Origin of the sequence: Luteibacter sp. 9135, from assembly GCF_000745005.1 — a bacterium.
In the GTDB taxonomy this organism is placed as follows: Bacteria; Pseudomonadota; Gammaproteobacteria; order Xanthomonadales; family Rhodanobacteraceae; genus Luteibacter.
The window spans coordinates 3,840,693-3,867,345 of the sequence record NZ_JQNB01000001.1 but is presented as its reverse complement, the minus strand read 5'-3'; the positions used below and the strand labels follow the sequence as shown (position 1 = coordinate 3,867,345).

The following is a 26,653-nucleotide window of genomic DNA, read 5'->3' as shown; positions in this document are numbered from 1 at the left end:
CAATGGGATGCCGCTTCAGGGCGAGCCGAGCGTTCAACTGTAGGCGCCACAGGCTATTTGTGATTAGATGCAATTCAGTCAATCTTGCTTTGCGTTTTTTCACAAAAGGACCCCCATGTCCATCGACGCACGCCTGCTTTCGGGGGTAACCGTTCTTGCTACCGTGGTCGAGCAGGGCAGCTTTACCCGGGCGGCCGCACTTCTGGGGCTTTCCCCTTCGGGCGTCAGTCGGGCCATTTCGCGGCTTGAAACCCGGATGGCGGTACGCCTCATTGCTCGGTCGACCCGTGCATTGCGCTTAACCGCAGAGGGTAGCCGCCTGTATGAATTGGCTGCGCCACACCTCGCCGCCATCGAAGAGGCGGCAACTGCGGCGTCTCGCGACGCTGCAGAGGTTGCTGGATTGCTGCGCGCGAGTGTGGCCGTCGCCTTCTCACGCCAAATTTTGACCGCAAAGCTTCCAGAGTTCGCTCAGCGCTTTCCCGCTCTCGAACTGCATATCAGCCAGCACTCGGATGCGGGAGACCTCAATGCGGATGGGCTTGATGTCGCTGTACGGTTTGGTGACCAACCTTCATCGAGCATGATCTCTCGGCGGCTGCTCGAGACGCGGGTGTTGACCGTAGCCTCACCGCGCTATCTCGCGGCTCATGGGCGGCCGAGTCACCCATCGGACTTGGCAGGTCACAATTGCCTCCAGTTTCTGGATCCGCAGAACGGCCGACCGTTCGAGTGGGAGTTTCAACGGGCCGGAGAGACGATTTCAGTGAGTACCGCCGGTAATCTCACCTTGTCTGACGCCGGCACCCTGGTAGGCGCGTGCGTCGCCGGCAGTGGCATCGCACAGGTCCTGGCATTGAGCGTTGGTGATGAGTTACGAAGCGGCCTTCTCGTTGACCTTTTCCCTGATTGGCCAGGCGAGACATTTCCGCTTTACATCATTCGCCCATCGCGACGATTCACTCCACTGAAGGTGGAGAAGTTTGTCGACTTTTGCCTCGAGATCGCTCAAACGGCACAGTGAGGTCCGCCCTCCGCCTCATGCTGCCAGCTTATGCTAAGCACAGCGATCAATGTCGAAAAAATAACGATAATTCAGTCGCTGTTTCTTCGGTCAGGCGGCTGCGCAGGAATCCATTAACCGACGTGCAGCCCAGGTTGAGAAGGTGAAGCCGCTGCCCATCCGTCGCCAGGCGTTCGGTTAACGTTTCGAGGCTCAGGTGATCGCCGAACATGGCGGACGCTTCGGTAATGGCCGCCGCTGCGAGCGACGTTAGCCAGGCGGCGAATCACGGCCGTCGGCAAGCCGAGAGCGCAACGCGCCAGAACGCCAGCGCGGCCGAGGCGAAGCGTCCGCCCAGCAGCGTCACGGCAAACCAACCGCCTCGGGCGAAACAGGCTGTGGCGCCAATCGCGCCAAGCCCGTTCCCGGGGGAGTAAAACACTATGTAGCCGCCGATCAGCCGACTGCCGATGTCCGGGTGGCGCGCCAGGAGCGTGGTTTGGCTCGAGACATGGACGGCCTGTACCACGAGGTCGAGCAACGCGACGCCTGCGACGAGCGAGGCAATGGAAGCGGTGACAGCCCCGAGGTGCGGGCCGCCGGGAGTCTGCTGCGGGTCAGGATTGGCGCTGGGCCAGTAGGCGTTGCCGTTGAAGGTCACGCTGCCGTCGCCATTGGCGATCAACTGCAGTTGGTTGTCGCCGTCGTGCCATTGGCCATTCCATGCCTGCAGTTTCGGATCCGCAATGGCGAAGCCGGGACCCGAACGGGTTCCGGCTCCTCGCTCGATGAGCCTCTGTGGTCAACTATCAATCTGCTGGTGATGAACGTCGATGCAAGGCAAAACGATGGTCGTCAATATGACGACGTTATCCGGGCTGTTTAGGCATCAGATCGAGCCATGCTCGCAAAGTCTCAAATGCGCCCCATCACTGACATGGTCCTCGCTTGATAGATGGAGAGTAAGGGATGAACCAGGAAGCCCACATCCATTGCCCGCTTTGTGAGTGGGAGCCAAAGGCCGAAAGTCGCTGGGCGTGCGCGCCGGGTGAGCCAGGTTCGGGATGCCTCACCGTCTGGAACACGTTCTGGACGGCCGGGTGCTGTCCGGGATGTGGCCATTTCTGGTCGAAGACGAAGTGTTTGTCCTGCAAGCGATCGTCCCCCCACGAGGCCTGGTATCACTTCTCTCCGCCCGAGCCCGGTAGGGAAGATGCCAAGACGAAGGACGAAACCAGCGTCGCCTGACGGCGACGCCCAGCGCTGTCGCAAGTGACGCGAGGACCGCCGGACGTGGTCAGTGTGGGAGCGTGCAGCGGCATCGCCATTGAAATCGCCGAGGGCTGCCAAGGAGGGCGGAGCCAGCAACACCGGCCCCGCCAGACCTGTCACCTGACCATCGTCGGTCCTGCCTGCTGCGCCTGGTCCTGCTGCTGGCTTTGCTGCTGTTGCTGGGCCTGCAGCTGTTGCTGCGCATTGTTTTGCACATGCATTGCCGCTTCCTGACTACTCTGCGAAAGCGGGGTCTGGATGGCCTGCATTACATTGACCTCGGCCAGCTGCTTGAACGGGGAGTTGAGTTGTCCCTGGACAGCCCATGCCCTGCTTGCATCGTCACTCAGGACGACGTGGTCGATGCGCTGCATGCCCGACGCCAGGGCTGAGGTTGTGAGGGTGCCGGCGAAGTTCTGCGTGTGCGGACCAGGCGCGCGACCCTGGCTCTCGTCAATGCCGGCGACGCAGGCATGCGCCTGCTCATACATCCCCTTGGCGGGATGACGGGCATCGAGAAGGCTCGGGACGGGAGGTGCTGCCTGGGCGTGCGCCTTGGCCTCCGCAATGGCCGCCATGGTCGTCGAACCGACCACGCCATCCGGGGTTAGATGGTGCGCCGTCTGGAAGGCCTCGACGGCTTCCTTGGTCTTTGCACCGAAGTGCTTGTCCGGGTGAATCGTGCTGCCGTCGTTTGCGTTAAAGCCAAGGGCTGCAAGGTCGGTCTGGAGCGCGCCAACGGCAGCGCCGTGCCCGCCCTGTCTGAGGGCATGGGATGCTGCGGCATGACCAGGCGCGTGTGTTGGTGATTCGTGGTGGGCCGATGGATGCGAGGCCTTGAGTGCGGCCACCTGTTCGTCTGTCATCACGGGCGTTGGTGTGACGGAGCCGGCTTTCCAGCCTTCGAAATGGGAGATGCCATCGACAAGTGCCCCGAGCTCCTTCTCGGTCATGTCCTTAATCTTCTTGCCATGCAGGTCCTGGCCTTCAGAGGCGGCGACCTTGTGGATGTCCTTTGCCTGTGCGTCGTAGTGGACCGGGCCGCTGTAATCCGGTGTCGAGTAGCCCCGAATCATTTCCTCAACGGTGTGTCCGGGGTGGGCTTTCAGGATATGCGCCATCTGCGCCGCACGACCGGCCTCGTAGTTCTCGAAGACGACGTTCCCGTGTTGGTCGAGGTCCACGACACCCTTGTAGGCATGTTTGGCTGTTTCGAGCGCTTCGTCCTTGGTCCGGTGGGCGTGGGAGTTTTCCTCACTGCCAGCAAATTCGAGCTTCAGGTTTCCGGGGTTGTTGTTGCGCCAGGACACCGTTCCTTGCTCGGCTGATAACCAGGTCTTGTCTTCGAGCTCGTAAATCCGGGTGGCGCCATGGCTGACGACCAGGCGGTTTACTTTCTTGTCCGAAATAACGTCCATATTCTCTCCGTTTCATAGGCCGGTCGGCCATCAAGGGTTGTTCAACGAATACCGGTCGAACAATCTGTCCGTACCTTCTCGCACGCCTTTCCGCCAGCGGCATTGCAAGCGCTCATCGCCTTGGCCGTTGCAGCGTCCTCGTCTTTCGGGTCGGGCGTAGCTGCACCGAACGGGCGCGAGGATGCATCCCGCACCAGGGCAATGCAGCCGTCCTGTGCTTGAACCAGGACGGTGCAGTCTTTGGGATTGCAGTCACCGGACTCGCTCTTCCACATGGCGTCAGTCGAGGCGTTTCCATGCTCGAAGGAGAACTTGTTTCCCTTGCTGTGGTTGATAAGGATGGCGTTGAGAAACACCGGCACACTCCACTTTGCGTCCAGGTCCTTGGCCAGGCCTGAAGGGGGCAGCACCAACTTCTCGTTCCGGCCCTCTCCCTCGCCGGCCACGAAGGTCTCCCGTGTTGCGCTCGCCACGTGCCAACCGTCGCTTTTGCGGACAAGGTCCAGCAGGGTCTGGGATGACTTCTCACCAGCATCGAACTGCTCGATGAGGACGTGCCCAGGGGACACCTTGACGTGCGCGGGGTAGAACGGGTCATCGTGGAACTGGCTGCATTTTGAGCAGGCGATAATTTTGTCACTGGAAAAGTCCGGGAAGAACTTGTCGCCTTTCTTGCCGAACATCACCAGTGTCCGGTGTCGGACATCGTCTTTGTCCGGTGCGGTCTCGAAGACGGCCACTGCGTCGGCGTTGGGCTGGTCACCACTCGCGGCGAAGGACAGCAAGGTGGTGCCTTTCGGTGCTGCGGCAGTGACCTCGGCCGGGGCCGACGGCGGGGCTTTCGACGGTGAAGTGGCGAACGCCGGTGCAGTCGTGACCATCAGTGCCACCGCTGCCAATCGGAAAATCCTTGCCATTGCCAACTCCAGGTGGGAAAGAGGGGAGGATAAACCCAGCAAAAGCGCGATGGAACTGCGGAAAGGGAGAGCCAGGGTGCGCTCATTGGGCCACTGCCAGAAAGCCGTTCGATTCGCAAAAAGTTGCGAGTTTGCTTGGCGCAACGAAGATGCCCTGATTAACACCGAGGCCGAATCAACGTCAGCCAAACTCTTGCGCATCGTCAATGGCAATAGACAGTCGCTCGATGGCTTGTCAGATGCCCACGGCCGCGAATCCTCTGGTCGGGTTCACCCCGGCCCGCAATCCCAGATACGCGTTTATCCGGCAGTGGCTGACCCACTGGCGGGAAAGTTTGACCGCCTTTGCTGTGGCCGAACTCGAAAAGGGAGGCTCACGGGTCGAGCGGGACGGGTGGCGCCTGACGGTCGACCAGACCTGGACCGTGTCGTTCATGGTCATCCATGGCTCGCGACCGGAGGGGAAAAGCCAGCAGTGGTTCAATCACCGGAAACCCGAAAACACCGACATCGTGGTGTTTGGCCGGATTGTTTACGGGGACACGGGCCCCCGCGACTACTTCGTCCTGCCCCATGTTTTGTTTCCAACGTGGCCGAGTTGTATCTATTCCCGCAACGGGCCGGTGATTGAAGGCTGCCGCTACCCGTCGCTTGCCATTCTCCGGGATCTCGCACGGCTTTCCCGCAAGACGTCCCAGCTGTGTGGGTGACCCGCTCCGAGCGCGAGTGGGTCCGAAAGCTCGAAGGCGACGCGCTGACGGACGCGGCCCGCGATGCCGAGGCCCGCTTTGCCGCCATGACCCATGCCTTTGGGGTCTTGCTGGCGGACAGCCGTGCCGTGCCCATGCTCGCCCGCCACGGCATTGACCGGGTGGCACTTGGCCGCTCGGCAAGGCTGCCTGCCAATGGCCGTGCCGAAGGTCTGGCGGTCCTGGAGGGAGTGGTGCTTGCCGGCATCGCGAGGAGCTTGCTGGACGATACAGCCCTCGTCCGCTGGCTGTCTGGCCATCATCCGTCCGTGCTGGCCGCGCTCCACCGCGCCAGTGGGTGAGGGTGGTCAGCCAAGCGGCCTGTGCACGGTTTAGATGAGGGGCGGTACTCGGTGCTCTTGTCCGACTTGGGCCAGCCTTGCGGGACAGCGCAGGGTTTGGTGCCGCCGCGTAGGGTTTCCCCTACAGACAGGCCAGCCACCCTCATTTACGCTCGCGCCCGTCGGGGCGGTACGGCCCCTCAGGGGAACACCATGGACCACTCCACCCGCCTGCGGGCACGTCTAGGCCGACTTTGCGTCGGCTTTCTCCTGCTGTGCCTTTGGGGCAGCGCGGAAGCTGGGCACGCGCCCATCATTTTCTACAACGTCCCGAACTGGTACAGCGGCGGGTTGAACGAGGTTCGGTACCAGACGCCCTATGATGCATTCGCGGTGGAGTGGGATGCAAAGACCATTACCTGTCAATCGGGTCGAAGACCTTGGGTACTGCAGTCCGTAGATGTTCAGCACGTCGATGGTTTGCAAAACGGTGACGTCTATCTGGCCAGGGAAGGTGTTTACGATTGCGATGGGGGATGGTTCGCCGGCTATAACAACTACATGTCAAATGCCCGCCGTTGGGCGATGTGTCCTGGTTCATCCTGGGGACCGTACAACGCTGACGCGTGGGGCGGTCGCTGCCCGGATGTAGCGCCGGACCCCGATAAAAGCCGGGGTACGCCCCAATGCCCGGTTTGCGCAGTTGGTGACCCGGTCAACCCCGCGACTGGGAACAAGTTCGAAACACTGACCCTGCTTTCCGGGCAGGGAACGTTTCCCGTCCGGTTGGAAATTACCTACAACAGTGGTCAGAGCGCGCCTATTCTCGGCCCTAACCAGCTGTCCATTGGCGCACGGCGGGTGCACAACTACCAGATGCGGGTGGTGGTCGAAAGCAATTCGACCCTAACTTCCGCCTATGTGCTTCGTCCTGACGGAAAGGTCTATGGGTTTGACCAGAATGGGTCGACGTGGACCGGCGACCCGGACGTTGCCGATACGCTCGATTCGAGCCGCGACGCTTCGGGAAACATCACGGGATGGACCTACACGCGGAGCGGCAAGACGCGCGAAACCTATGATTCGAGCGGTACGCTCACAGCCATCATTCGTCAGGATGGAATGACGCAAACTCTTGCCTATGATTCGCAAGGGCATCTGAGTTCCATCACGGACCCCCAGGGGAGGAGCGTCGCATTCACGTGGGACGCAAACAACCGCATGGCGGGGATGCAGGACACGGCAAGTAGAAACTACACGTTCGTTTATGACGCCAACAACAACCTGGTTACACTCACATACCCTGACAATACGACCCGTCAGTACATCTATGGCGAGAGCGACGGGCAAACGAATTACGCAAGAGCCAATGACCTGACCGGACAGCTTGATGAATCCGGTGCCCGCGTAGATACGACAACCTATAACTATTATTACTATCTGGTCACAAGCAATGTTGGGGCTCTAGGAACCAATCGTACGACGATTTCCACCGATTCCAGTAACGGTCAGGGTGCCACCCGTTACGTCGTCACCGATGGTCTTGGTGCGACCGAGACGACCACTGTTTCTTACATGTTCGGCGTCAGCAAGCCGATGACGGTCACGCGGACTTGCGATGGCTGCACGACCCAGACCACGACCTACACATACGACGCCAACGGTCGCATTGCCTCCAAAGTCGATGGCAACGGCAACACAACGTCCACCACCTACGATGCGAACGGCTTGTTGTTGTCGAAGGTTGATGCCAACGGTTCGTCGGACCAACGGACCACGGACACCACCTGGGACTCGACCCTCCGCCTTCCCCTGGTGCGCACAGTCAAGGACAACACCGGCAAGGTGGTCAGCAAGGAAGGCTGGGCGTACAACGCAGCCGGCCAGACGACCGCCCAGTGCCTGATTGACCCGGCCGCCGCGCCGTCTTACACCTGTGCCCCGACCGGGACGGCCCCTGCGGGCGTCCGCCGGACGGTGATGACCTACTGCACGGCCGTCAACACCACGACCTGTCCCTTGGTCGGCCTGCTGCTGAAAACCGACGGCCCGCGCACGGACGTCACCGACACCGTTTCCTACGCCTGGTACCTGACGACGGACGAGTCGGGCTGCGCCACTGTGGGTGGTGTCTGCCATCACCTCGGTGACCTCAAGTCGACCACGGTCGGGACAGGCCTTGTCACCACCTACGTGTCGTATGACAAGGCGGGGCGGGTGACGCGCATGAAGGACCCGAATGGGGTCCTGACGGACTTTACCTACACGGCCCGTGGCTGGCTTGCGACGAAGACCATTCGTGCCCCTGCCTCCGGTGCGGCTTCGACCCTTGATGCGACCACCACCATCGCCTACGACCCGACCGGCACGGTTCATTCGGTCACGGATGCGGATGGCGTGGTGACCACCTACACCTATGACGCGGCCCATCGCCTGACCGACATCACGGATGGCGTTGGCGCACGCGTTCACTACACCCTGGACAATGCCGGCAACCGCACGGCCGAGCAGGTCTTTGACCCGGCTGGCACCGTGGTTCGCTCCCTTGGCCGCACGTTCAACACCCTCGGCCAGCTGACCGCCTTGACCGATGGTCTGAACCGGACGGTGTTCAACGCAGGCTTTAGCGACAGCTATGACGCCAATGGCAACCTGGTCCACAGCCAGGATGGCCTGTCGGTCCAGCAAAAACAGGTCTACGACGGGCTGAACCGTCTCGTCAGTACCCTGCGGGACTATCAGGGCACCAACACTGCAACCGCCAACAGCCAGTCGGTGACCAGTTTTGATGCCGTCGACCGGTTGACCGGGTTCAGTGACCCGGATGGACTCAACACCACCTATGACATCGATGCCCTGGGCAACGCCAAGGCAATGCACAGCCCGGATACGGGGACGACTGCGCATACGTTCGACATCAGCGGCAACCTGGTCAGCTCGGTCGACGCGGCCAATGTGTCGACGGCCTCGAACTTCGACGCGCTTGGGCGGCTGACCGCCCGCACCTATGCCGACACCACGCTCAACGTCGCCTACAAGTTCGACGAGGCCGATTCGGTCACCGGATGCACAGGCGCCGTCGGCAAGGGCCGCCTGACCCGCATCATCGAAGGCAATGGTGGGTTGGTGTACTGCTACGACCGACGCGGCAATGTGGTGAAAAAGCAGCAGACCGTTGGAACGGATACACGGACCACCATCTACACCTGGACGCCCGGCAACCGGTTGAAGTCCGTGACGACCGCCAACGGCACTGTGGTTGCCTATGCCCGCGACGGGGCGGGTCGTATCACCTCGGTCACGGCCACCCCGTCTGGCGGCACCAAGACGACGGTTGCCAGCAACGTCGCCTACCAGCCATTCGGCCCGGTGGCGAGCTACAAGCTCGGCAACAGCCAGACGGTCACCCGCACCTTTGACGCCACGGGTCAGCTCACCGACATCGCAAGCACCGTGTTTTCCCTGCATCTGAAGCGCGACACCATGGGTAACATCATTGCCCTTGGCGACACGGCAGGTGTGGCGACTCCGGCGGAGACCTACAGCTACGACGCGCTTTATCGTCTGACCGGCGTCAATGCGGGGGACGGCACGGCGGTGGAGGCCTACACATATAATAAGACGGGCGACCGGTTATCGAAGGTCGCACCCGGCATGCTCACCGGCACCTACACGTACAAGGCGGGTACGCACCAGCTGACTGGCGTCGGTACGACCACCCGCCAAGTCGATGCACGAGGCAACACCACCGCGAATGTGCTGGCCTCCGGAACCTATGGCTTTGGCTACAACCAGCGCAACCGGTTGACCGTGGTTCAAAACGGCGGCGCGACGGTCGGCAGCTATGTACTGAATACCTTCGGGCAGCGGGTCCAAAAGGTAGCTGGCGGGCTGACCGCGCGATTTGACTACGACGAAGGCAGTCACCTGCTGGGTGAAAGCACCGGGACAACCACGCGTGACTACGTCTGGGTGGATGACTTACCGGTCGGCATTGTTGACCGCAATGGCACGACAGCGACCGTCAACTTCCTCTACGCCGATGGACTCGGGTCTCCCCGCGTCATCACCAACAACAGCGGTGTCCTGCTCTGGCAATGGGCGTATGCAGGCAACCCGTTTGGCGAAAAGGAGCCGGTATCAACGAGTGGATATGTAAACAACCTGCGCTATCCAGGCCAGTATTTCGACCAGGAGTCACGTTTGGCGTACAACGTAAAGCGGGATTATGAGGCCGCAACGGGAAGGTATATCCAAAGCGATCCGATTGGGCTTCTGTCCCGGCAGGCAAGCACCTATGCCTACGTCCAAAGCAATGCGCTACGCGGCATAGACCCGCTCGGGCTCGCTGAGTGTGGCGGGCACTGGGTTCAAGTTGGCTCGGACATGCTGAATCTCGACATTCTTGGCGACCTAGGCACGTTGATTAGTAACAATGTTTGTCATTGCTTGTGGCTATGGGTCAATACGTCGGGACCCTATATGTGGTCCGGCGACCTTAACGACCCGACTCTTACGAGGACACGCGGTTATCCTGTGGGGATGGGAGGCGACCCCTCTTTGGACTACGACCATGAAAAAGGTCATTCGTTGACGCCATCCCCGAGTAACTGTCTCTGCTCACCGCCACCTGCCAAGGACTAGAAATGTTAACTAGACAGAGAATAGTCCTACTGGTTGTTCTAGCTGCTATGGGCACTACAGCTTGTTCCAGACAGCACAACCAGTTGGAGGCCATGGTTCCAGCTGGAGCCAGCAGCGTCTCTTACATACATCAATCCGATCTGAGCGATGGCGTGAGCTTCCACCTCATCTCGGAGCCCGAATCCTATCGGTACGTTGAAAGCATTCGACATGCCCTGCGTGCGCAGGGGTTTTCACTCTGCAAGAAGTCAGCGATTAGCGGATGGGCGGCGAAGCCGCTTCAATCGGGAGAAACATCCCATGGCGAATTCTGGCTCAGTGAACTGTATAAGAAGGATGGCCTTGGCAAGTTTTTTATGATTCGTGCGGACGGCACTCCTGTCGATGGTGGCGCTCACTGGCGTCAAGGTTTCCTTTTGGCAGTCCAAACCGTTCCAGAAGGTCGTCAGGACATGGCATCTATCAAGAATTTCTGTGAGTGAATGTCGATTCCAACCCGCGCGGTGCCAGGCTTGATGCATTTGTTGCCGGGATGCAATCTCAGCTGTTCGGTAGTCAAGGACCCTCCGACATACGCGACGTGGCGATGATGAAAAGTATTTTCTTGATCTATCTTCGTATTGATAGCGATAGTTGTGAACTTGACGCTTTCGCCAAGCAATGTTCTTCGTTGCTTGGTGGGGAGGTTAAAACACGCGTGGGGCGTGGCGCGCCAATTAACAACCTGTCTAAGAAATACTGGCGATCAGAGTATTTCTTATCTTCTTTTGAAGAAATCTCAACCGACCTGATAGCTCTTCTGGCGCTCATTCCAAGTGACTTTTTGGAGCCGTTCGCGGGCGATATTTCAGTTTGTTTGATCGAGCGATATCACGCGGATGATTCTCGCCATGGATACTACCTTTCCAGGGATGCTCTTAGAGCGATGGCAACAATTCGTGCTGACTTTGACGTTGATCTAGCAGAACAGGGCGGATTTGATGCCGCCCAGTTCAGGTCTGTTCCGAAACATGGGTAAGAGCAACCGCGCAGGAGTGCGTCAAGGCGGTGGTACCCACCCGCTGGGCGGATTGCAATTATTCGGAATACCATGAATGAGCGGCAAGACGGGGTTATCGCAAAGGGCTGGATTGCCATGCATCTCGAGGCCGAGGGCTCGGAGGCGCAAGATGCAAGCTTCTGGGCGTACACCGCGCTCGATGACCTTCGCCATGATGATGTGGAGCGGTACTGGAATATCATCAACGAGATAAGGCGCCTGAACGACTCGGACGAGATTTTGTCGAATCTGGCGGCCGGACCGCTCGAAGACCTTCTTGCAAATTCAGGTAGGGACTTTATTGACAGGTGTGAGGCTCTGGCGAAGACCGACGACCGATTCAGACTCATGCTCGGCATGGTCTGGAAAAACACGATTCCGGACGATATCTGGACGCGTATCGAGGTTGCGGCTTTGCGAATGTGACCCGTGCCTTCTTGGTGGTGCTGGCAGCATCGATCCCGACGGAGACTTTGGTGATGAGATGTGCTCAAGCTGATGCGGGTGTCGGGCTCAATGCGAATCCTTTGGTACAAGCAATGCCATGAAAAATAACCTCCACGACGCTGTGCTTCATTCTCTTGAGATGGCGTCTGCCGAGAGCACCACGGTGACCATCATGCTTTCCTATCATCGCCGCGAAGACAGCCGGCTGCGCACGCCCGGTCGCGTGGTAATTAGAAACGTGACCTCCTTTTTCAGTACAGTCGATTTTGCGCGCCAGGCGGTCCATGCGTCGTTTGGCAACATTGCCGACTGGTCACCGTCGAAGAAGCGCGGTCAGACATTCTTTCACCTGGCCGGTGGCACCATTTCGATTTTCGGTGATGCACCGGTCATTGAAGACGTCGATGAGCTCTAACCGGGTCTATGTAATCTTTCGTCGCGAATCTGTTGCCAGATGCCCGCCGGGATTCAGGAGAAAATGGTAGATACGGCTTTGAAAAATGACGTTGCTGCGCTTTTGGCTGAGTACTCCGAATTGCCTGAGTATTCCGAGATGACGCTCAATGATGTCGGGACGACGAGTCTTTTTGGGAACAAGCCCATCAACATCGCTGCCACACGTGGAATCATGGCAGAAGTCGACACGCTCCTGTCTGTAGGCGTCGATGTCAACAACAGGGGCGAACATGGCTACATGCCGCTCCATGATGCGGTTGAGCAAGGCCACCTTGACGTGGTCAGGCGGCTTATCGAGGAAGGTGCGGATCCCTACGGCAAGACGGACGACGGTACTACGCCGGTTGAGCTTGCCGTGATGCTGAAAGAACATGACATCGAGGCATTCCTGAGGTCTCTTTAGGCAAACGCCTCTTTACGGGCGGCCGGTTAGGAAAGCCGATGCAAGAGCCACTCAGCGAGTAACGCCAGAACGACCTGCCTAAGCGGAGTGATCCCGATGAAATATTGCGATGGTCAAGTCAGCCAGCTCGGCGACATTGTTTCCTTGGGTGGAAAGCCGGGCCGGGTCGTCAGCGACATCGACGGGGGCAATTACGGGGATGCTCCAGAACATTCAGCCGAGCAGTGGGGGTATCTGGGAGCAGGCGTGATGATTGAATTCGAAAGTTACGGTCTCATCCATTACACGGAGCCCGAGCACGATTTGGTGCTGGTCCACCGTGAAGGAAATAAATGATGCGAGAACGCGCGGGCTGGGTGTGCGATGCGTCTCGACGCCAAAAATTCAGTGTGCGAAAAGCATCCTCCTTGCACGTCCAGCAGCAGGACAAATCCAATGGCTCGTCAGGTCAAAGACCTAGGCACGACTTTCAGTGAAGAACCGGACCTGCGCGTTTCGCACGAATACCGCTCATGCGACTCACGGCGGCGTGCTACCGACCTCGGGACCGGTCTGGTCGACCGCGTCCCGCTGGATGGGCGAGGGCTTCAGCACCGAGGCCCTCGGTTCCGGCAGGTTGCTCTTTCGTGCCGGCCTCTTGCGCCGTGCGGCAGCAAACCATCCCGAGAACTGTCCTTCCTGGTACGGTGCGAGGTTCAGGGTGGGCAATTCGATGGATATCAGGTCCGCCATCCGCTCCGGCAAGCTCTTGGCCTGGATGTAGTTTATTGAGAGCGCGTTTTGCCGCTCGAGCTTGTGGCCGGTGATCCGTGCAATGCGATCATCATCCAGATTCGCCCGGTTTGCCTGGGTGGCAAAGTTGTGCCGGAACGAGTGGAACGTCACCGCCGGGTCGGTGATGCCGCATGCGGGCAGGTAGGTTTCTGAAAAATACCGGCCCACCCGTCGGCCCGGGTCCTTGACCTTATCCCCACCCAGCCAGGGCAGCCCCGGGAAGAGCTTCGCCTCCCCGTTGGCGCGAAGTTCCTTGACGTAGTCGAGAAAGCCCAGTCGCTCGAGCTCGGGGTGGAGTGGCACGACCCGGCGCGATGAGTCCGTTTTGAGTTGCTGGTGCGCAAACCGGGCGTTGATATGGATGCATGGCACATCGTTGATGACGTCGATGTCGTCCAGATATAACTGTGCGACTTCCCGCAGCCGCGCGCCCGTGTAAAGCGCAAGGATGGGGGACCACCAGTCGTGCGGTGCGGTGAGGGACTTGCGGTTTTCGGCGTCGAAGATGATGGCAAGTTCCTGGGGCGTGGGTGGACGGCGCTTCAATTGCTGGACAGGGGAGGGCAATAGAACGCCCTTCCACGGGTCAAAGTGAATCTTGTTCGCGTCTTGCAGCCAGCGGGTGAAAAACTGCACGTAGTGGACGCGGTTGCCCACAGTCACCGGCGAGAGGCGTGGGGCGCTGAGCTCGTCGGCTTTCTTCAGCATCACCGCTGGGTCGACGATGTCTTTGAAGTCCGGCTTCTTGCTCGCGTGCACAGGCCAGAGCTGGAGGATCTTGACGAAGCGCTTGAAGTGATCACGCACCAGGGTCGACAGCGGCCGGTCACCGGTCACGAGCAAGAAGAGCTCGAGCGACGCGCGGCATTCCATTTTGCCTTTTTCTTTCATCCAGCTGGTGGTCGGCATGTAGTCGAGAAAAAATTCGCGCATGACTTCCGAGAGCATCACGCCGGGCGCGTCCCGGTGGTCGGGGGAGGACAGCGTTCCGGCCACCGGTGCGGTGGAAGCCGCCAAGCCGGCCAAAGGCATGGCGGCCTGGCGCTCCGGCATGGGCAAGTCGAGCATCTGGCGGGCGGCCTCAAGCGCGTCGGTAAATGCATGTTTGGAGCCGACCGAGATGTGCCAGCCTTCAAGGGTGCGGCTGATGGAAAAGTGTGATGCGGGTGGAGCAGGGGGAAAAACGTCCAATGGCAGTCCTTGTCCGGGGAGGGGGAGACGCATCCGGCGTCCTCTTTTTGTTCTACCCAGGAATCGGAGGCTGTCAAGGGGGTGTAGGAATTCCCTGACAGACGGCGGTCCTAAATGCGGATAACGTGGACGTATCGAACCGGGAAACTACAGATGGCCATCTCCTTTGAGGCACTGAACGAATGCATCTTGCTGCGCAGCCAGGTAAGACCTTTGCGCAGCGGCGTTGTGGGGCGGATACCGAGCATTGCGGTAATCCGGGCGCTGTTAGCCCAGGCGACGCCCGGGGATCGGGAGCAACTGTTGAAGCTCCGGAATGCAGCCGGTGTGGATGCTGAAGTCATTGCGTGCATTGATGAAATGCTAAACGCATTGGCCGAGAAGGCAAACCAGGTGAAGGCCGCCATGGGACAAAGCTGGCATTGGGAGTGGCGAGCGGTATCCCGTCCGGCTCATGCAATGGGGACATCGACAGCATACGTCCTGACGATCGTTTTCGACTGAGGTCAGATCCGCGCGGGGTGCAAGAGGCTGACGGTGTGCGGGCGCGTGATAGTACGCGATAGCGCATCGCGCTCGTGCTCGGCCACATAAACTTGCATCTGCTGGCAGAGGTCTGCTTCCTCCTCGTCCATCGAGAGCGAACAGAGTGAGTGGGGCCTCAGAGACGTAAGCGTGGCAACCCAGGTCTCCGCTGCATCCGATTCCATCGTCGCGCCGAGACTGAGCCATGGGCGCCGTAAAGAAAAAAGCGCAAACGGCTGTGACTCGCGGCCATGGATCCAGGCGTCGATGGCAGCGCGTTCAGGGCCATCCGAAGACCATGTGTCACGGAGCAACTTTAGTCGCGTGTGGCGGCAAAGAACGAAGTAGGCCCCGCCTATCCATTGGCGCCACCACTCGCAAAGGTCATCGATGTGGTACTCATCCTTGTTCCCGTCGGGTCGATATCCGAGGTCAACCACGTGCCATCCTGTCCGATCTCCGAACCATGGGTCACGTTGCTCATCCCATTTGCGAAGCGGAAATCCGAAAGCAGTCATAAGCGCGTAGATCTCCGACTCCGAGATGTCCTCCGGTACGTTGATGATATTGCCCGGGAACATCTCAATGCAGCCTCGTCGACGGCAATGCCATTGCAACGCCGAATGACGCCGTGTGGATAGAGGGCGAGCTGTCCGTTTCTTCATCGTCGTCATTCCCGGGTCCGTCCATCTCCTCCTCCCACTCCTCGTCGTCGTCCGGCCCGATGAGGGAACGGATATGGGCTTCATGTCGAAGCAGGGCGGCCGTCTGCGGGTCTGCCGGGTCGAGCCAAGACTCGTCTAGTTCATCATCTGCACCGCCTTCCAGGCTGCCGGCTTCTAGACTGCCAGACGCAAGCGCAGCGGCCCGTGCCTTGATGTCCTCAATCTCAAGCCCCCGGCCATGTTCATACAGCCAATCATCGTCAAGCAGGGAATGCTGTCGATGCGCGCGGCTATCTGCCGCTGTCTCGGGGGAAAAGGGACCAAAGCCGTCGTCGAGCCCGTCCGGTGACGACAGAAGCCGCATCGACGTGGACGCCGGCGAGCGGGCATCGTGGTTTTTTCCTGCAACCCGGGACGCGTCACGGGATGGTGTGGCCGGAGGCATGACTGTCATGCGCTGTGCGGCCTCCAGGGCGATGGGGAGGTCTTCGGCGTACGTGGCGTCAATATGGATGCCGTCGTCATCGATGGTGACGCACAGGGTGCGGGGTGGGGTGTGGTCCTTCATGGGGAGCTCCTTTTCGGGTTTGGAAAGGTTGGTTGCGCGCATTCTTCGTACGCCGGTCCGCCACTGGCTCGCGCTGACGCAGCGCCGCCCGGTCTGTGCGATGCTGGGAGCCGACTGCAGCGGCAAAGCGCACGGGCGGGCAACGTGTGAAGTCGCTTGAGAACAAGGTCCTTTTTCATCGCGGAGGTCGACGTGCCAAAGGGATTGCTGGGTGGGAGTGAGCCTGAACGGTGGGGACACGCGAAAGACCATGCAGCCATCACCCGGCTGCCGGTAGATATCCAAGGTGTCGTTCGGCAGTTGCTTGTGGGAAAGAGCCACTGGCGTAGGCGCGAAATCCTCTGGGTCGCCCGGGAAGGGCAGGACGTTCTGGTGAAGGTTCCAGCGAACATCCGTCCTGCGACCATTGGCCGCTTGGTTGAACGCAGTGGCTGGATGTGGTGGCTGACAACTCGGATGGCTCGCCGCGCCTTGGAACGGGATCTTGAAACGGTCAAAAAACACCTCTGTGCGCCCGTTAACCTTGGAACCTGCCAGGCACTGGTTTTCGATGCTGCCCTTGCCCTACCAGATCGGCGAGACAGGTTCTTCATCATGGGGGCGATCGGCGCACAGGTGGTTGGGGCAGCGGCGGTTCTTTGCCTTGGCCAGGTCCTGAAGCAGCATGTGGTCGACTGGGTCATCTTTTCGCAGGCAGTGGCGCTGCTTGTCTCCACGGCGCTCGTTGGTGAGTGCCGGCATGTGGACGGTCGGGGTTGGGGGCGCTTCATGAATGCCGCCACGCTAATCAACCTGGTGCTTACTGCCGTCGTGCTTTTCATCAGCTGAACCCGATCCGGTGAAGTTCGGCAATGCAGAAAAGCACCAAGACTGCATAGATCACCCACATCCACCGCCCCGGGAATCCTGACGGGCGTGGGGCAAACCAGAAGGCGTGCCAGCTGCGGCCGGGTTTTCGGCCGGACGATTTGTCCGCGTCGTTGCGGTGCGCATGGGTCATCGGAAAATCCTCGGGACGGCCGAAATGAGACAACCCGCGTTACGTGTAACGCGGGCCAGAGGGGCAGGAACAGGAAAACGGGGTGGCAAGTTGTCGCAGCACCGGTCGGGACAAGATGCGGGGGCGGGACTCGAACCCGCGACCTCCGGGTTATGAGCCCGGCGAGCTACCAGTCTGCTCCACCCCGCGTCAATCGACACCACACAACTCCTCTAAGTAAAGCTTGGAAGGAAAGATATGAGCTTCCACCGGGGTTCTGAAAAAACTGATACGGGTCAGTGGGTTATTTCAGTCCCAGACGATTTCCCCCTTCGCTCCGCCGAACGCTCGCAGCCGCGTGTCCATCCCGATTTTGGCTGAGTGATTCGAACCCGAAATCTGGTCCAATCGCGCGCCCACCAGGCGGCGTATGGACGTCCGGATCGCTCCTGTCTCAGTCGGTTTCCACCTCGGGGATCCCCATGCCCACCCCCTTGACGAAGTCTGGTTCCTTGGCAGGTTGAAAGGACCCCAACCCATCAAGGAACGAGAATGCCCATCACGCGCCACCTCATCCTCCCCCGGGGCACCTTCCGTCGCAGTGAGCTCCCACCCCATCCCGCGCCGCGCTGGTCGGACGTCAAAGACACGCTCGCCGTCCTCGGCCTGACCGTGACGCAGGCGCCGGGGCAGGTCACGCTGACAACCGCCGGGAGTGACGAGCTCTACATGGCGGGAATGTATCCGACAACGACGCATGTAACCCATCGCCTGATGGCCATCACCTCACGCCTCCTGGTCCGCGCCCTGCAGATGGATGCCGCACGCACCAGCTGGAACGATGGGGACGACCTGACCCGCAATCAAATCGAGGTGTGGGCCCAGCAAGACGTCAGGAATACCAGGGGCGGCCCGTTCGACAGGGTGGCCGCCCTCCGCATCCGCCGCGCCAAGCAGGTCTCGTTTCTTCCCGAAGAGTGGCTTGTCCGGTTGCCAGAGCTCGCCGCAGCGTTTCCGCTCAGTACGCCCATGCGCGCACAGCTCAGGGAACTGCTTCGTTTCATGGCCCGTGACGCCCTTGATAGCGCAGTACCGAAGGCCGGAGTTGCATCGCGGGGGATGAGGCGTCTGTAGGCGGACACCTTTTGCGCGAGGTCTGCTGATGGGTGGCCGAGGGCGGACATTGCAGTAGTAAGGCGACGAGCTCCCGCCTACCTGGAATCACACCGTCGGAGGCGACGCGTCGGGGTTGTCGAAGGTGCATTTTCTGTGAGTGCCGCGCGCTCAATCACAGTAGTTGAAGTGACACGGTGCTCCATTCCACGGTGTGTAGTAATGCTCGCCGTCCCAGTACCCAGTCCGACCGCTTTCCTTCGTGACCTTTGCGCGCACGACATGCGGCGCAGCGTGGAAGGCAAGCGCGGCTTCGGTAAGGTCGGGAATGACTAAGCCCATCTGCCCATAGCCGTCATGGGAAACAGTCAGCGACGGGAGGGGCATCAGGAGTGCGGCGTATTTTGTTTCCTTGATAACCATCGCAAAGGCATTGATCGTCATGTTATACCCATATGAGGCGTGCACTATGCGGGCATCCTGTCTGTGTCGAAGATCCAAAAGCAACCGCTCGACTGACGGGCGCGAGACAAGGGCTGCCTTGTCGCTCACAACCATCTCGCCGGCCGTCTTGCACCATTCGGCGACTTCGGTTGACGTTGCAAGGGTCAGTGCGCCTTCGGATGCCAGTGCAAACTTTCGTGCGCTCGGCATATAACTCGACGTGGTCACGAAGATCCCGTGCGTTGCACGCTCGTTGGCCATGACGCCACGCAGCGCGGCCACGGGCTCAAGGGATATCTTGTTGCCCCGCCGGTAACGCTTGGCCTGGACCAGGGTGTGGACGTCGCCAAGGGGACCCTTCCAGAGGCGCACGTCCGCACCCCCGTCGCCGGTGCCCGGGCCCAGTACTGCGCGGAATCCCTGATTCTGGAACACCCGGAAGAGGAGGATTTCCAGCTCGCGCCAGTGCAGGCGCCCGAGGTCGTCCGGACGTTTATGGAAGTGATCAAAGAGTTCAGCGTGGACGTCCGCACAGTCATCCTTGATGAGCGAGCAGACCCATTTCCAGTGGAAGTACTGACGGTACGCTTCCGCGCGTTCCTGGTCGTCAGTCTCGAGATAGGCGACACCGGTCACGTTGTCGCGGCTCTCGTAAAGGAAACCCATCTCATCGAAGATGTCATGAAACTCCGACTCCGGAGCATCCGGGTTCATGCCGTCGATCGTGCTCCCAAGCGGGCCGTCGTACCACAACACCAAGCACTCGGGTGGATCGCCGGGATCGGCCCCGACGTATTCTGCGAAACTCGCGAAGCCGCAGTCGTACCAGAGGGCCCGTTCCTCGGCCCACGTCCTCACGCGATGCTTGAGCTCTTCGATCTCGGCTTCGACCCGCCGGTCACTCCATGCTCTACCTGCGGGCTGAGTGCGGACATTCGGCTGTGGCGGGCGTGTCGACATGGGGTGGTCACCTGTTGGATACCTATCATAAGGCGGGCAGAATCTTCGCGCTCGCGAATGACCGACCTCATCGCTGACTAGCTCGTCCTGGAGTCTGGCGGCATCCGGAAAGGACTGATGGCGACATCGGGTGGTCCGAACTCGAACTCGACCGTGTCGTCGTCCGTCTCGCCGCCGGAAACGATGGTCACTTTCGAGATCATCTGGCCTCGCATCAGGTAGCGAAGGAAGTGCTCCTGCCAGTTGGGCGGAAGCATGGGCTCGACCGTGGCACCCTTGGGCACTTTGGGAGTCTCCGGTGGGATGCCGGCGAGGAGTTCCAGCAGTTGTTTTGATGAAATGCTCATTTTGTGTCCTGACCATATGTAACCGCCATGGAGACCGAACAACAACCGCTCGTCGTTACAGCGGTTGACCGCATTGGGGGCACTCATCCGTGGCACAGGAAGGTGGTCGACCATCCGTTGGAGATGCGACACGAGCGCAGCGCGGACCGTGCCGGACAACGCCGGACGGTTGCGATTCGTCCGCGTTGCAAAGTACGGTTGTATCTCGACCCTGGACGGTTGAAGGCTGTGATGAATCTCGACGACGGGCAGCAGGAGAACCACATCGATGGTGGCGTTGCGCCGGAGATAATCCTCGACAATGGCCTTCGTGCTGAAGTGGCCACCCATGGGGGATTTTTCCTTCAGCCCCTTGCAGTCACCGTCGCAGACAATGACGACACGGACGGAGTCGGTTGCCGATGAGCGAAGCTGGTCCGCCTTTTTCTTCAGCCCGACCCACAGGGGATTTCGGTCGATGGAGTACGACACGTCATAACTCGGATGCCCCATGGAGTAGTACTGCTTGCCCGGTTGGTACCCAACTGTCAGGGTGGCGGCCGCTGTGTCGATACGAATGAAATCCGAAACGGTCGGCGCCTTCTTTATGCGGGAGAGAAAAGGGACGATGTCGCGTTTGACGAATCTAGGCACCTGGCCCTTCGTCGGAAGTTCCAGCACCATCTTTGCGTCGCGGTAAGCGCCGTGTGTCCGACCCTCAACCTGCAAGTCCAGGGCCGCCGGGTCGACACCCAGCTTGTAGGCGTTCCGAATAAGCTCATCGGAGAGAGCCCGGATGGGGTTTTGCTCGTCGAAGCCGGTGTCGGATATGCAGGTGATATCGCCCACGACGCGCCGGGGCCCGTCCGGCGTCATCAAGGTGAACGCGAAATCCGGCTGTTGTCCGCTTGGCAGCGGCTGTTCGTGGTCGATGGGGCCCAGCTGGGCCAGGGCGTCGAGGACGACGACCTCCCACAGCTTGATTAAGCGGTCGCGGCCGGGCCGGTTGAGCGCGTCAACAAACTTCTTTGACTCATTTTCGGTGACGACGCCATGGAGTCTGTCGATACACGCTTGCGTGGTGCGACGTGAGAAAAGGAGCGTATTCATGTCGGCGAGTGCGCTGATTCTTTTAAGATTCCTTGGGCGCATCGTACCCGACCCGCGTTGTCCTGCCGCGCACGACTTGTCGCCTGCCGGATGAGATGGGGCCGGAAATGTGCATCAGACGCGCCCCCTTGCATCAATGGTCGGGGCGGTCACCCCTATCGGGCCTCACGCGGCGGAATCTGCAACACCAAATTCCACCGCGTATGCCGTGACGCGCATGTGGCCGGACAATTCATTCACCAGGTCGGTCGGCGTCACCGTCCGCTCATTGATGCGGGCAAAGACCCCGACTACCGCAAGGAAAGCGGCCGAGACGAGGGAGAGCAGGGCACCCCGGACGGAGACGAGTGCGCCAAGGATGTCCGTTGGCCGCACAGACAATTTCGGCGCGGTCGGGGAGGGCAGGAAAGACAATGGGTAGATGACCCCGGCAAGGAAGAGCACGACGACCAAGGCAAGCCAGAACCGCATGGCGCGCCGGTTGCCTGCCGCCTTTCCGCTGGAGGCGAGGCAGTTTCCAATCAGCCGGATGTGATGGTCGACCTTGCGGCGCACCTCATCGATGCGCTCGCGTTCGGTGCGCAACATCTTCAGCAACTCCGTGTTGGGGATGCGGGGCAGGGTTCGGACCGACCTCTCAACAAACGCATCAACGCCGGCCGGCATGCCGGTTCTCTTCAGCACGGCGGCAGCAGCTGGCGTCAGCGGACGGTTGCGTCGTTCGCGCGCCTTTTGTCGCGCGTCAAGATGCGCCTGCAGGAGTGCATCCATCGCCGCGCGGTTGGCGTCAGGCGCCACGAACGGTGACATGGGGAATTCCGCAAGGAGGCCGTCGGCCGTGAGCTGGTCGTCGTCCGACTCGTCGGTGTTTTTGAGGTGCGCGTCCGCCTCCTCGAGCGCATCTTCGTTGTACCGCCTGGAATACCATTCGAACCTGCGCGCTGCAGCCTCGGCACCAAGCCGTTTCGCCTCCGTCTCCAAGTGCACCATCTCCTGGATGCCCGCTTCGTGCGCAGCCTGGTTGGCAAGCACCTTGTTGATGATGAAACCGGCGAAGATGGCGACGATGGCGGCAGCGGATTGGGCAAGGGAGCTGAAAAACCAGTCCCAGTCGGTGTCGGCGAACGTGTGCGGGATCATGGGGATAGGGGTGTGAATGAGTGAGAGATGAGAGCGTGCGTCTGGACGACGCCGGGACTGTTGGAGGGGAATGTGTCAATCGTCACTAGGTGGGGCGGAGTCGGTCAGCGAGAAGGAGCGATGTCGGGCTCGAGGGCAAACGTTGCCGCTCCCGGCTAGTGTCCGAACTTCGGTGGGCGATACCCGGGTTTGGCGGGCTGCATGGTCGCGTCAAGGGCTGCGATGTCCGCCTTTGCGGGAACGGCGTTTTGTGCCGTCTGACCCATCCCGTCGGGGGCAGAGGCCGGTGTGGCATCGCAGGACGCGGAAAGGGTTGCATCCAGGACCACATCGGTGCTTCGGCCGCCCTTGTCGGTGGTCACAAAAACGGTGCCGAGTTGCTGCAGGCGGGGGAGCATGGCCTTGACCGTGTCGGTATGCATGGCAAGCCATCCGTCACGTCTGTCGCCGTCCAGGCCAGGGTTGTCAGGCCCGAATGCGTTGAGCAACACATCGATGAAACGGTAGGCCTTCGCTGTCGACAGGTCGATCACGTTTTTCTTGAAAGGGGTCTCCTCTCGTTCGCGGTCCATCTTGTCGGTGAGGCCGGACAACGGAACGCAGAGAACCATGTCATCAAACGGGTCAGTGACCCCGTCCGCGTCCGTTGCTGTGGCCGCCGCTCGCGTGTAGGCGAGATAGTGAATCCAGTGCATGTCCTTCTGGGCCGGCACCGGCGTGCGGCGGCGCAAGTGCGCCCGCCAGAAGTCTTCGACCTTGCCATGGTCATTTTTGTATTCGTGCTGGTCGAGCACGGCACGGAAGTTGAACGCAGCGAATTCGTCTTCCGATTCATCGCCCAGCCGTTCTTCCCTTTGTGCCTGGGGGACCACCCGGTCTGCTGCCGCAATGGCTTTCTTGAAATCGTCGAGCGAGCCGTTACCCGCACGCACATCCTCCGCCATCATCAGCCAGCGACCGGTCTGCTCGAGGGTCACCATCTGGGACGGGCGCCAGGGCTTTCCGGCGACCTTGTCGGTGCGCCGGTGCACATTCAAGAGCGCTGTGCCCGGCGCGATGGCCTCAAGCGGTCCCGCGCCGTTGACGGTCAGGGAGTCCCCGGGATTGGCCAGGGTGTGGCTGGGGTTGGCACTGCCCGAACTGGAGGGTGGCTCGAGACGCTTTGCTTGGAACAGGGCCACGCGAGCCCATTCTTCGCTGTCCCAGATGATGAGGGCGAAATCGGCGCCGCGCCTGGATTCAAGCTCCTTGGCCTCGCCGCCGGCCGCTTTTCCATATTGGCCCCATGCGCATCGAGGGCGGGGTTGCGTTGTGGGGTCCGCAGGTTCACCGGGGGGTGTCTCGGGTGCAAAGGCGGCAGTGCAGATGGGGAAGGACGTAATGAACCCACCCAGGATCGCCGCTGTGATGGTCTCCTCGTCCATCGTCGTCAGCATGCCGTTGCCTGAGAGCTGGTTGAGCGTGTGCCGGAACGAGGCCTCCACCGCTTCGGGAGCACGGTTTGAGAGCCGGTACCGGCCGAGCAGGGCGTGACGCAGGTTGTCCATAACGGTGTCCGGCAACAAGAGGTGGCTGACTTTAACAGCGACCTAGAGGCGGTGCGGCACCCTGGCGGCTCGAGCGGACTCGGGCACTGCGGCAGCGAGGGCCTGACGCGCGCGCCGACCATTCTCCCGACCGATGAAGCGATGCAGTCTTGAGCGGCTGCGCTCTGACGGATGCACACAGCGCGCTTCGATGCTGCGAACAATGTTCGGCCAGTCCTCCGGTAGATGATGGACACCGATGGCGGAGCGGCCGAGGAACTGGTCATAGCGGCGAAAGGGGCGGACGGTGCCTTCCAGGTCCGAATCGGGGTCTGCCCATGATTCGAGTGCGGCGCATTCATCGGGGGTCCCCGTGCGATACCAGGCCTTGAGGAGTCGGTACTCCGTGTCCGTGTTGAGGATCCACACAACCTCAGCAAGCCACCATTCCCACAGCTGCTCGAGTGTCAGGAAGGTTTCCTCCGCAATACCCGCGTGCGGGCGGGCAAGCACCCAAGGGCCATCATCCGCATGGGATTCGACATCGAAACGCAGCGTGTGCCCCATGCGTTCAAAGTGCGCTTGGAGGGCAGGAAGGTCGGGCAGGGTGGTCTGGGAAGACATCGGCGACAGCCCCAAAGACAACAAGCTAACGGCGGCTGGCGTGTTGTCAAGTAGCGCCGGGGCGCCCCGGCGCTTTTTATCATTTTGGTTATATTCGTCCAGCGAACGTATGGGCCGACGATATCTCGACTGCGTTGGCTGGACGCCCGCCATGTTGTTCCGTGTCCGCCGCCGGGCAGCCGCGTGGCGGCCGGAAGGCGTGCGATGGAGTCCGTGTGGGTGGGTGGTCACGGACACGGGTTGCAGGCTCGCCAGGGGCGTTGCTGGCTGCTCGAGCCCGGACTGGACGCTGACGTCACCAATGGCGATGGCCAACGGCCGGTTGGGGTCATACCGGAGGAACTCCGGGCGATCGTTGAGCGCTTCCTCCTGAACAGGACGCTCCGAACTCCGCGTGCGGCCGTGCGTGCTGAAACAGTGCAACCGCGCAACCGCGCCTCTTACACAGCACTACGGCTGACCGCGTCGGTACCCCCGGCCGGGATAGCCCCGTCCGGGCACTGGATTACCAGAGCCTTCGGCTCTTCTTGCTGAGTCGGTCTCTCAAGTCATCGGCTTCAACGTGGCAGGCCCTGGCAACAATCATCATCACAAGGCCAACCAACAGCCCCGCGCCACGGCGCCAGATGGCAATCGGATGGTCCGCGTCGAAGGACATGAAGATGGCGCAGGCAAATTCAACCGTGGCCAGGATAGCAAGCAGGTAAAAGACGACGGAGGCGCCGAAGTCGCTGAGTTTATTGCGGCCCTTCCCGGCCGTCCGGAATGTCAGGCTTTGAATGAAATATTGACCCGCACGCGCGAGATAGACTTTGAGCTTTTGCCATGGCACCTGCGACAGGATGAGTTTGGCGATGGAGAGAGTGAGAGCGGCGATGAGCTTTTCGGCAAGCTTGGGTGCGAAATCAGGGTCAGGAGTGGTCATGGAGATTTCCAGGTTGGGAGGGACGACAGTATCGCGCTTGCGCTTTCCAACGGTAGATCGAAACGGCTGCGTTAGGCACGTTCGTTTTGGGTCGCTCACGTTCCACCTGACACGGCGCCCTCGGGAAGGGGTGAGGAAGTTCATTGAGCATGCCCCGCCGGATGACAGCGAGTTTGTTTCCAAATTCAAGTCGTTCGTTAGATAGCCTTACGTGTCACACGTAACGTTTGTGCGATGTGGCCGTTCAGGCTCGGGATTCGCGCCGCTTTGCCTTGGATCCACGTCAACGTTTGGCGATGCCGTCGATGATGTCGCGGACAAGATCAAGGTAGGCGTCAACCGCTGCGCGTGCTTTCTTGTACTCGTCAGCCACAAGCGTGGCTGCCACATCGAGCGCCAGCGGCGGCGTCCCACCGAAGCCGTAGTAGACCGCGAGGCGTTTAGGGTCGAGAACAAGTTCGAAGGTGCCGCCCGATTGCGGCACGAGTGTTTCAAACGGCCCCACGATGCGCGTCACCATCTGGGTGAATCCCTGTTCGAGCCGTGGCGCGATGGAATGGCTTGCACGGTTCCTGAAGTTGAATGTCTCTCTCTTGAATGTCTTGCCGTCGAGTGCCAGGAGCCGGTCGAGAAAGGCGGGAAGCGCTTTTACGTTTTCACCGATACGACGCAACTGGCGCTCCCTTGCCGGACGGTTGAGGAACCGGTTCGTGTCGTCGCCTTCGAGCCGGTCGGGGTAGGTGGAGTCCGTCGACACACGGCCGTGATGGACAACGTTTGTGGCGAGGTTGCCGAGGCGATCGCGCGTCGCCGCTGGCTGGAGAAGGCACCACGTGGCCAACGGTTCGACCCAGTCGCGCCTGAGGGTCCATGCGTCGTCATCCTCGAATTGCCCGGAGCTGACGACCGCCACCCACGCCTGCAGTGAAATCAGCTGGCTTTGCCATTGATGGATGTCGTTGAGCGACTCCCGGATATCCCCCGCAATGAGAGCGTCCAGGATTGGCATGTGCCATCTAACGGTTGTGACGGTCTCCACGAGGTCGTACGGCAGCGGGCGGTCACCCGTCGGCCGCAAAGGCGCTAGGGCGTCGAGGTAGGCGGAAAACGCTGCCCGGTAGAGTTGCAGGTCTGGGTCAGTTGCGGTCATGGGG

The 26,653-nt window shown here is 60.6% G+C and carries 26 protein-coding genes and 1 tRNA gene; 13 read left to right on the top strand and 14 right to left on the bottom strand.

The features are described from left to right. The first annotated feature begins 115 nt into the window (after positions 1–115). The gene (locus tag FA89_RS16205; protein ID WP_036142212.1) at positions 116–1,024 is read left to right on the top strand and encodes a LysR family transcriptional regulator; all 909 of its coding nucleotides are present in this window, start codon (positions 116–118) and stop codon (positions 1,022–1,024) included. A 46-nt stretch (positions 1,025–1,070) separates the two neighbouring features. On the opposite strand, the gene FA89_RS20350 is transcribed toward FA89_RS16205, so the two are convergent. From FA89_RS20350 to FA89_RS16190, 4 genes are all read right to left on the bottom strand, one after another. Next, positions 1,071–1,235, bottom strand: coding sequence for a hypothetical protein (locus tag FA89_RS20350; protein WP_185754428.1), 165 nt, complete (start codon positions 1,233–1,235; stop codon positions 1,071–1,073). Between the two features lie 54 nt (positions 1,236–1,289). Further along, on the bottom strand, positions 1,290–1,688 hold the full coding sequence (locus FA89_RS16200) for a hypothetical protein (protein ID WP_036142209.1): 399 nt from the start codon (positions 1,686–1,688) through the stop codon (positions 1,290–1,292). Between the two features lie 703 nt (positions 1,689–2,391). Further along, a complete protein-coding gene (locus FA89_RS19390; RefSeq protein ID WP_051938876.1) occupies positions 2,392–3,693 on the bottom strand; it encodes a peptidoglycan-binding domain-containing protein in 1,302 nt (433 codons plus the stop codon). 41 nt (positions 3,694–3,734) lie between these two features. Further along, complete coding sequence (locus FA89_RS16190; protein ID WP_081916691.1) at positions 3,735–4,811, bottom strand: DUF4189 domain-containing protein; 1,077 nt, start codon at positions 4,809–4,811, stop codon at positions 3,735–3,737. 38 nt (positions 4,812–4,849) lie between these two features. Here FA89_RS16190 and FA89_RS16185 point away from each other — a divergent pair, with 38 nt between their 5' ends. The 9 genes from FA89_RS16185 (at position 4,850) to FA89_RS16155 (ending at position 12,965) form a co-directional block, all read left to right on the top strand. After that, positions 4,850–5,320 carry a hypothetical protein gene (locus tag FA89_RS16185; protein ID WP_036142203.1) on the top strand — a complete coding sequence of 157 codons (471 nt, stop codon included), beginning with the start codon at positions 4,850–4,852 and terminating at the stop codon, positions 5,318–5,320. Further along, the gene (locus FA89_RS16180) at positions 5,317–5,661 is read left to right on the top strand and encodes a hypothetical protein (protein WP_185754427.1); all 345 of its coding nucleotides are present in this window, start codon (positions 5,317–5,319) and stop codon (positions 5,659–5,661) included. Before FA89_RS16185 ends, FA89_RS16180 begins: the two co-directional genes overlap by 4 nt. Before the next feature lie 192 nt (positions 5,662–5,853). Further along, on the top strand, positions 5,854–10,284 hold the full coding sequence (locus FA89_RS16175) for an RHS repeat-associated core domain-containing protein (RefSeq protein ID WP_081916689.1): 4,431 nt from the start codon (positions 5,854–5,856) through the stop codon (positions 10,282–10,284). 152 nt (positions 10,285–10,436) lie between these two features. Beyond that, positions 10,437–10,766 carry a hypothetical protein gene (locus FA89_RS20345; protein ID WP_185754426.1) on the top strand — a complete coding sequence of 110 codons (330 nt, stop codon included), beginning with the start codon at positions 10,437–10,439 and terminating at the stop codon, positions 10,764–10,766. Beyond that, positions 10,763–11,302 (top strand): hypothetical protein, encoded by a 540-nt coding sequence (locus FA89_RS20340; protein ID WP_185754425.1) that lies wholly within the window; start codon positions 10,763–10,765, stop codon positions 11,300–11,302. The genes FA89_RS20345 and FA89_RS20340 overlap by 4 nt, the downstream gene beginning before the upstream one ends. Before the next feature lie 72 nt (positions 11,303–11,374). Continuing rightward, on the top strand, positions 11,375–11,749 hold the full coding sequence (locus tag FA89_RS19385) for a DUF6869 domain-containing protein (protein WP_051938874.1): 375 nt from the start codon (positions 11,375–11,377) through the stop codon (positions 11,747–11,749). 118 nt (positions 11,750–11,867) lie between these two features. After that, a complete protein-coding gene (locus tag FA89_RS16165; protein ID WP_185754424.1) occupies positions 11,868–12,185 on the top strand; it encodes a hypothetical protein in 318 nt (105 codons plus the stop codon). Between the two features lie 39 nt (positions 12,186–12,224). Continuing rightward, positions 12,225–12,629: an ankyrin repeat domain-containing protein gene (locus tag FA89_RS16160; RefSeq protein WP_240003918.1), complete on the top strand. Its 405-nt coding sequence runs from the start codon at positions 12,225–12,227 to the stop codon at positions 12,627–12,629. 96 nt (positions 12,630–12,725) lie between these two features. Beyond that, complete coding sequence (locus FA89_RS16155) at positions 12,726–12,965, top strand: hypothetical protein (RefSeq protein WP_036142197.1); 240 nt, start codon at positions 12,726–12,728, stop codon at positions 12,963–12,965. Positions 12,966–13,148: 183 nt separating this feature from the next. Here FA89_RS16155 and FA89_RS16150 read toward each other — a convergent pair whose 3' ends face one another. Then, entirely contained in the window at positions 13,149–14,627 is a 1,479-nt protein-coding gene (locus FA89_RS16150) for a site-specific integrase (RefSeq protein WP_081916687.1), read from the bottom strand. 120 nt (positions 14,628–14,747) lie between these two features. On the opposite strand from FA89_RS16150, the gene FA89_RS16145 reads away from it, so the two are divergent. Then, entirely contained in the window at positions 14,748–15,098 is a 351-nt protein-coding gene (locus tag FA89_RS16145) for a hypothetical protein (RefSeq protein WP_036142190.1), read from the top strand. 603 nt (positions 15,099–15,701) lie between these two features. On the opposite strand, the gene FA89_RS16135 is transcribed toward FA89_RS16145, so the two are convergent. Then, positions 15,702–16,352, bottom strand: a complete 651-nt coding sequence (locus tag FA89_RS16135) for a hypothetical protein (protein ID WP_036142179.1) — start codon at positions 16,350–16,352, stop codon at positions 15,702–15,704. 192 nt (positions 16,353–16,544) lie between these two features. On the opposite strand from FA89_RS16135, the gene FA89_RS16130 reads away from it, so the two are divergent. Beyond that, positions 16,545–17,180, top strand: a complete 636-nt coding sequence (locus FA89_RS16130; protein ID WP_185754423.1) for a hypothetical protein — start codon at positions 16,545–16,547, stop codon at positions 17,178–17,180. A 287-nt stretch (positions 17,181–17,467) separates the two neighbouring features. Here the strand turns inward: FA89_RS16130 and FA89_RS16125 are convergent. Then, positions 17,468–17,541 (bottom strand) — tRNA-Met (locus tag FA89_RS16125). A gap of 342 nt (positions 17,542–17,883) precedes the next feature. On the opposite strand from FA89_RS16125, the gene FA89_RS16120 reads away from it, so the two are divergent. Continuing rightward, positions 17,884–18,465, top strand: coding sequence for a hypothetical protein (locus tag FA89_RS16120; protein WP_036142173.1), 582 nt, complete (start codon positions 17,884–17,886; stop codon positions 18,463–18,465). Positions 18,466–18,615: 150 nt separating this feature from the next. Here the strand turns inward: FA89_RS16120 and FA89_RS16115 are convergent, their stop codons facing one another. The 7 genes from FA89_RS16115 to FA89_RS16085 form a co-directional block, all read right to left on the bottom strand. Continuing rightward, on the bottom strand, positions 18,616–19,848 hold the full coding sequence (locus FA89_RS16115; RefSeq protein WP_051938873.1) for a restriction endonuclease: 1,233 nt from the start codon (positions 19,846–19,848) through the stop codon (positions 18,616–18,618). A 77-nt stretch (positions 19,849–19,925) separates the two neighbouring features. Next, entirely contained in the window at positions 19,926–21,284 is a 1,359-nt protein-coding gene (locus FA89_RS20335) for a hypothetical protein (RefSeq protein ID WP_036142166.1), read from the bottom strand. A gap of 165 nt (positions 21,285–21,449) precedes the next feature. Next, on the bottom strand, positions 21,450–22,424 hold the full coding sequence (locus FA89_RS16105) for a hypothetical protein (protein ID WP_036142163.1): 975 nt from the start codon (positions 22,422–22,424) through the stop codon (positions 21,450–21,452). 155 nt (positions 22,425–22,579) lie between these two features. Further along, a complete protein-coding gene (locus FA89_RS16100; RefSeq protein WP_036142155.1) occupies positions 22,580–23,971 on the bottom strand; it encodes a hypothetical protein in 1,392 nt (463 codons plus the stop codon). A 42-nt stretch (positions 23,972–24,013) separates the two neighbouring features. Further along, positions 24,014–24,574, bottom strand: a complete 561-nt coding sequence (locus tag FA89_RS16095) for a hypothetical protein (RefSeq protein ID WP_185754422.1) — start codon at positions 24,572–24,574, stop codon at positions 24,014–24,016. A 505-nt stretch (positions 24,575–25,079) separates the two neighbouring features. After that, entirely contained in the window at positions 25,080–25,499 is a 420-nt protein-coding gene (locus FA89_RS16090; RefSeq protein ID WP_036142151.1) for a hypothetical protein, read from the bottom strand. Between the two features lie 283 nt (positions 25,500–25,782). Then, on the bottom strand, positions 25,783–26,649 hold the full coding sequence (locus FA89_RS16085; RefSeq protein ID WP_185754421.1) for a hypothetical protein: 867 nt from the start codon (positions 26,647–26,649) through the stop codon (positions 25,783–25,785). Positions 26,650–26,653: the final 4 nt, after the last annotated feature.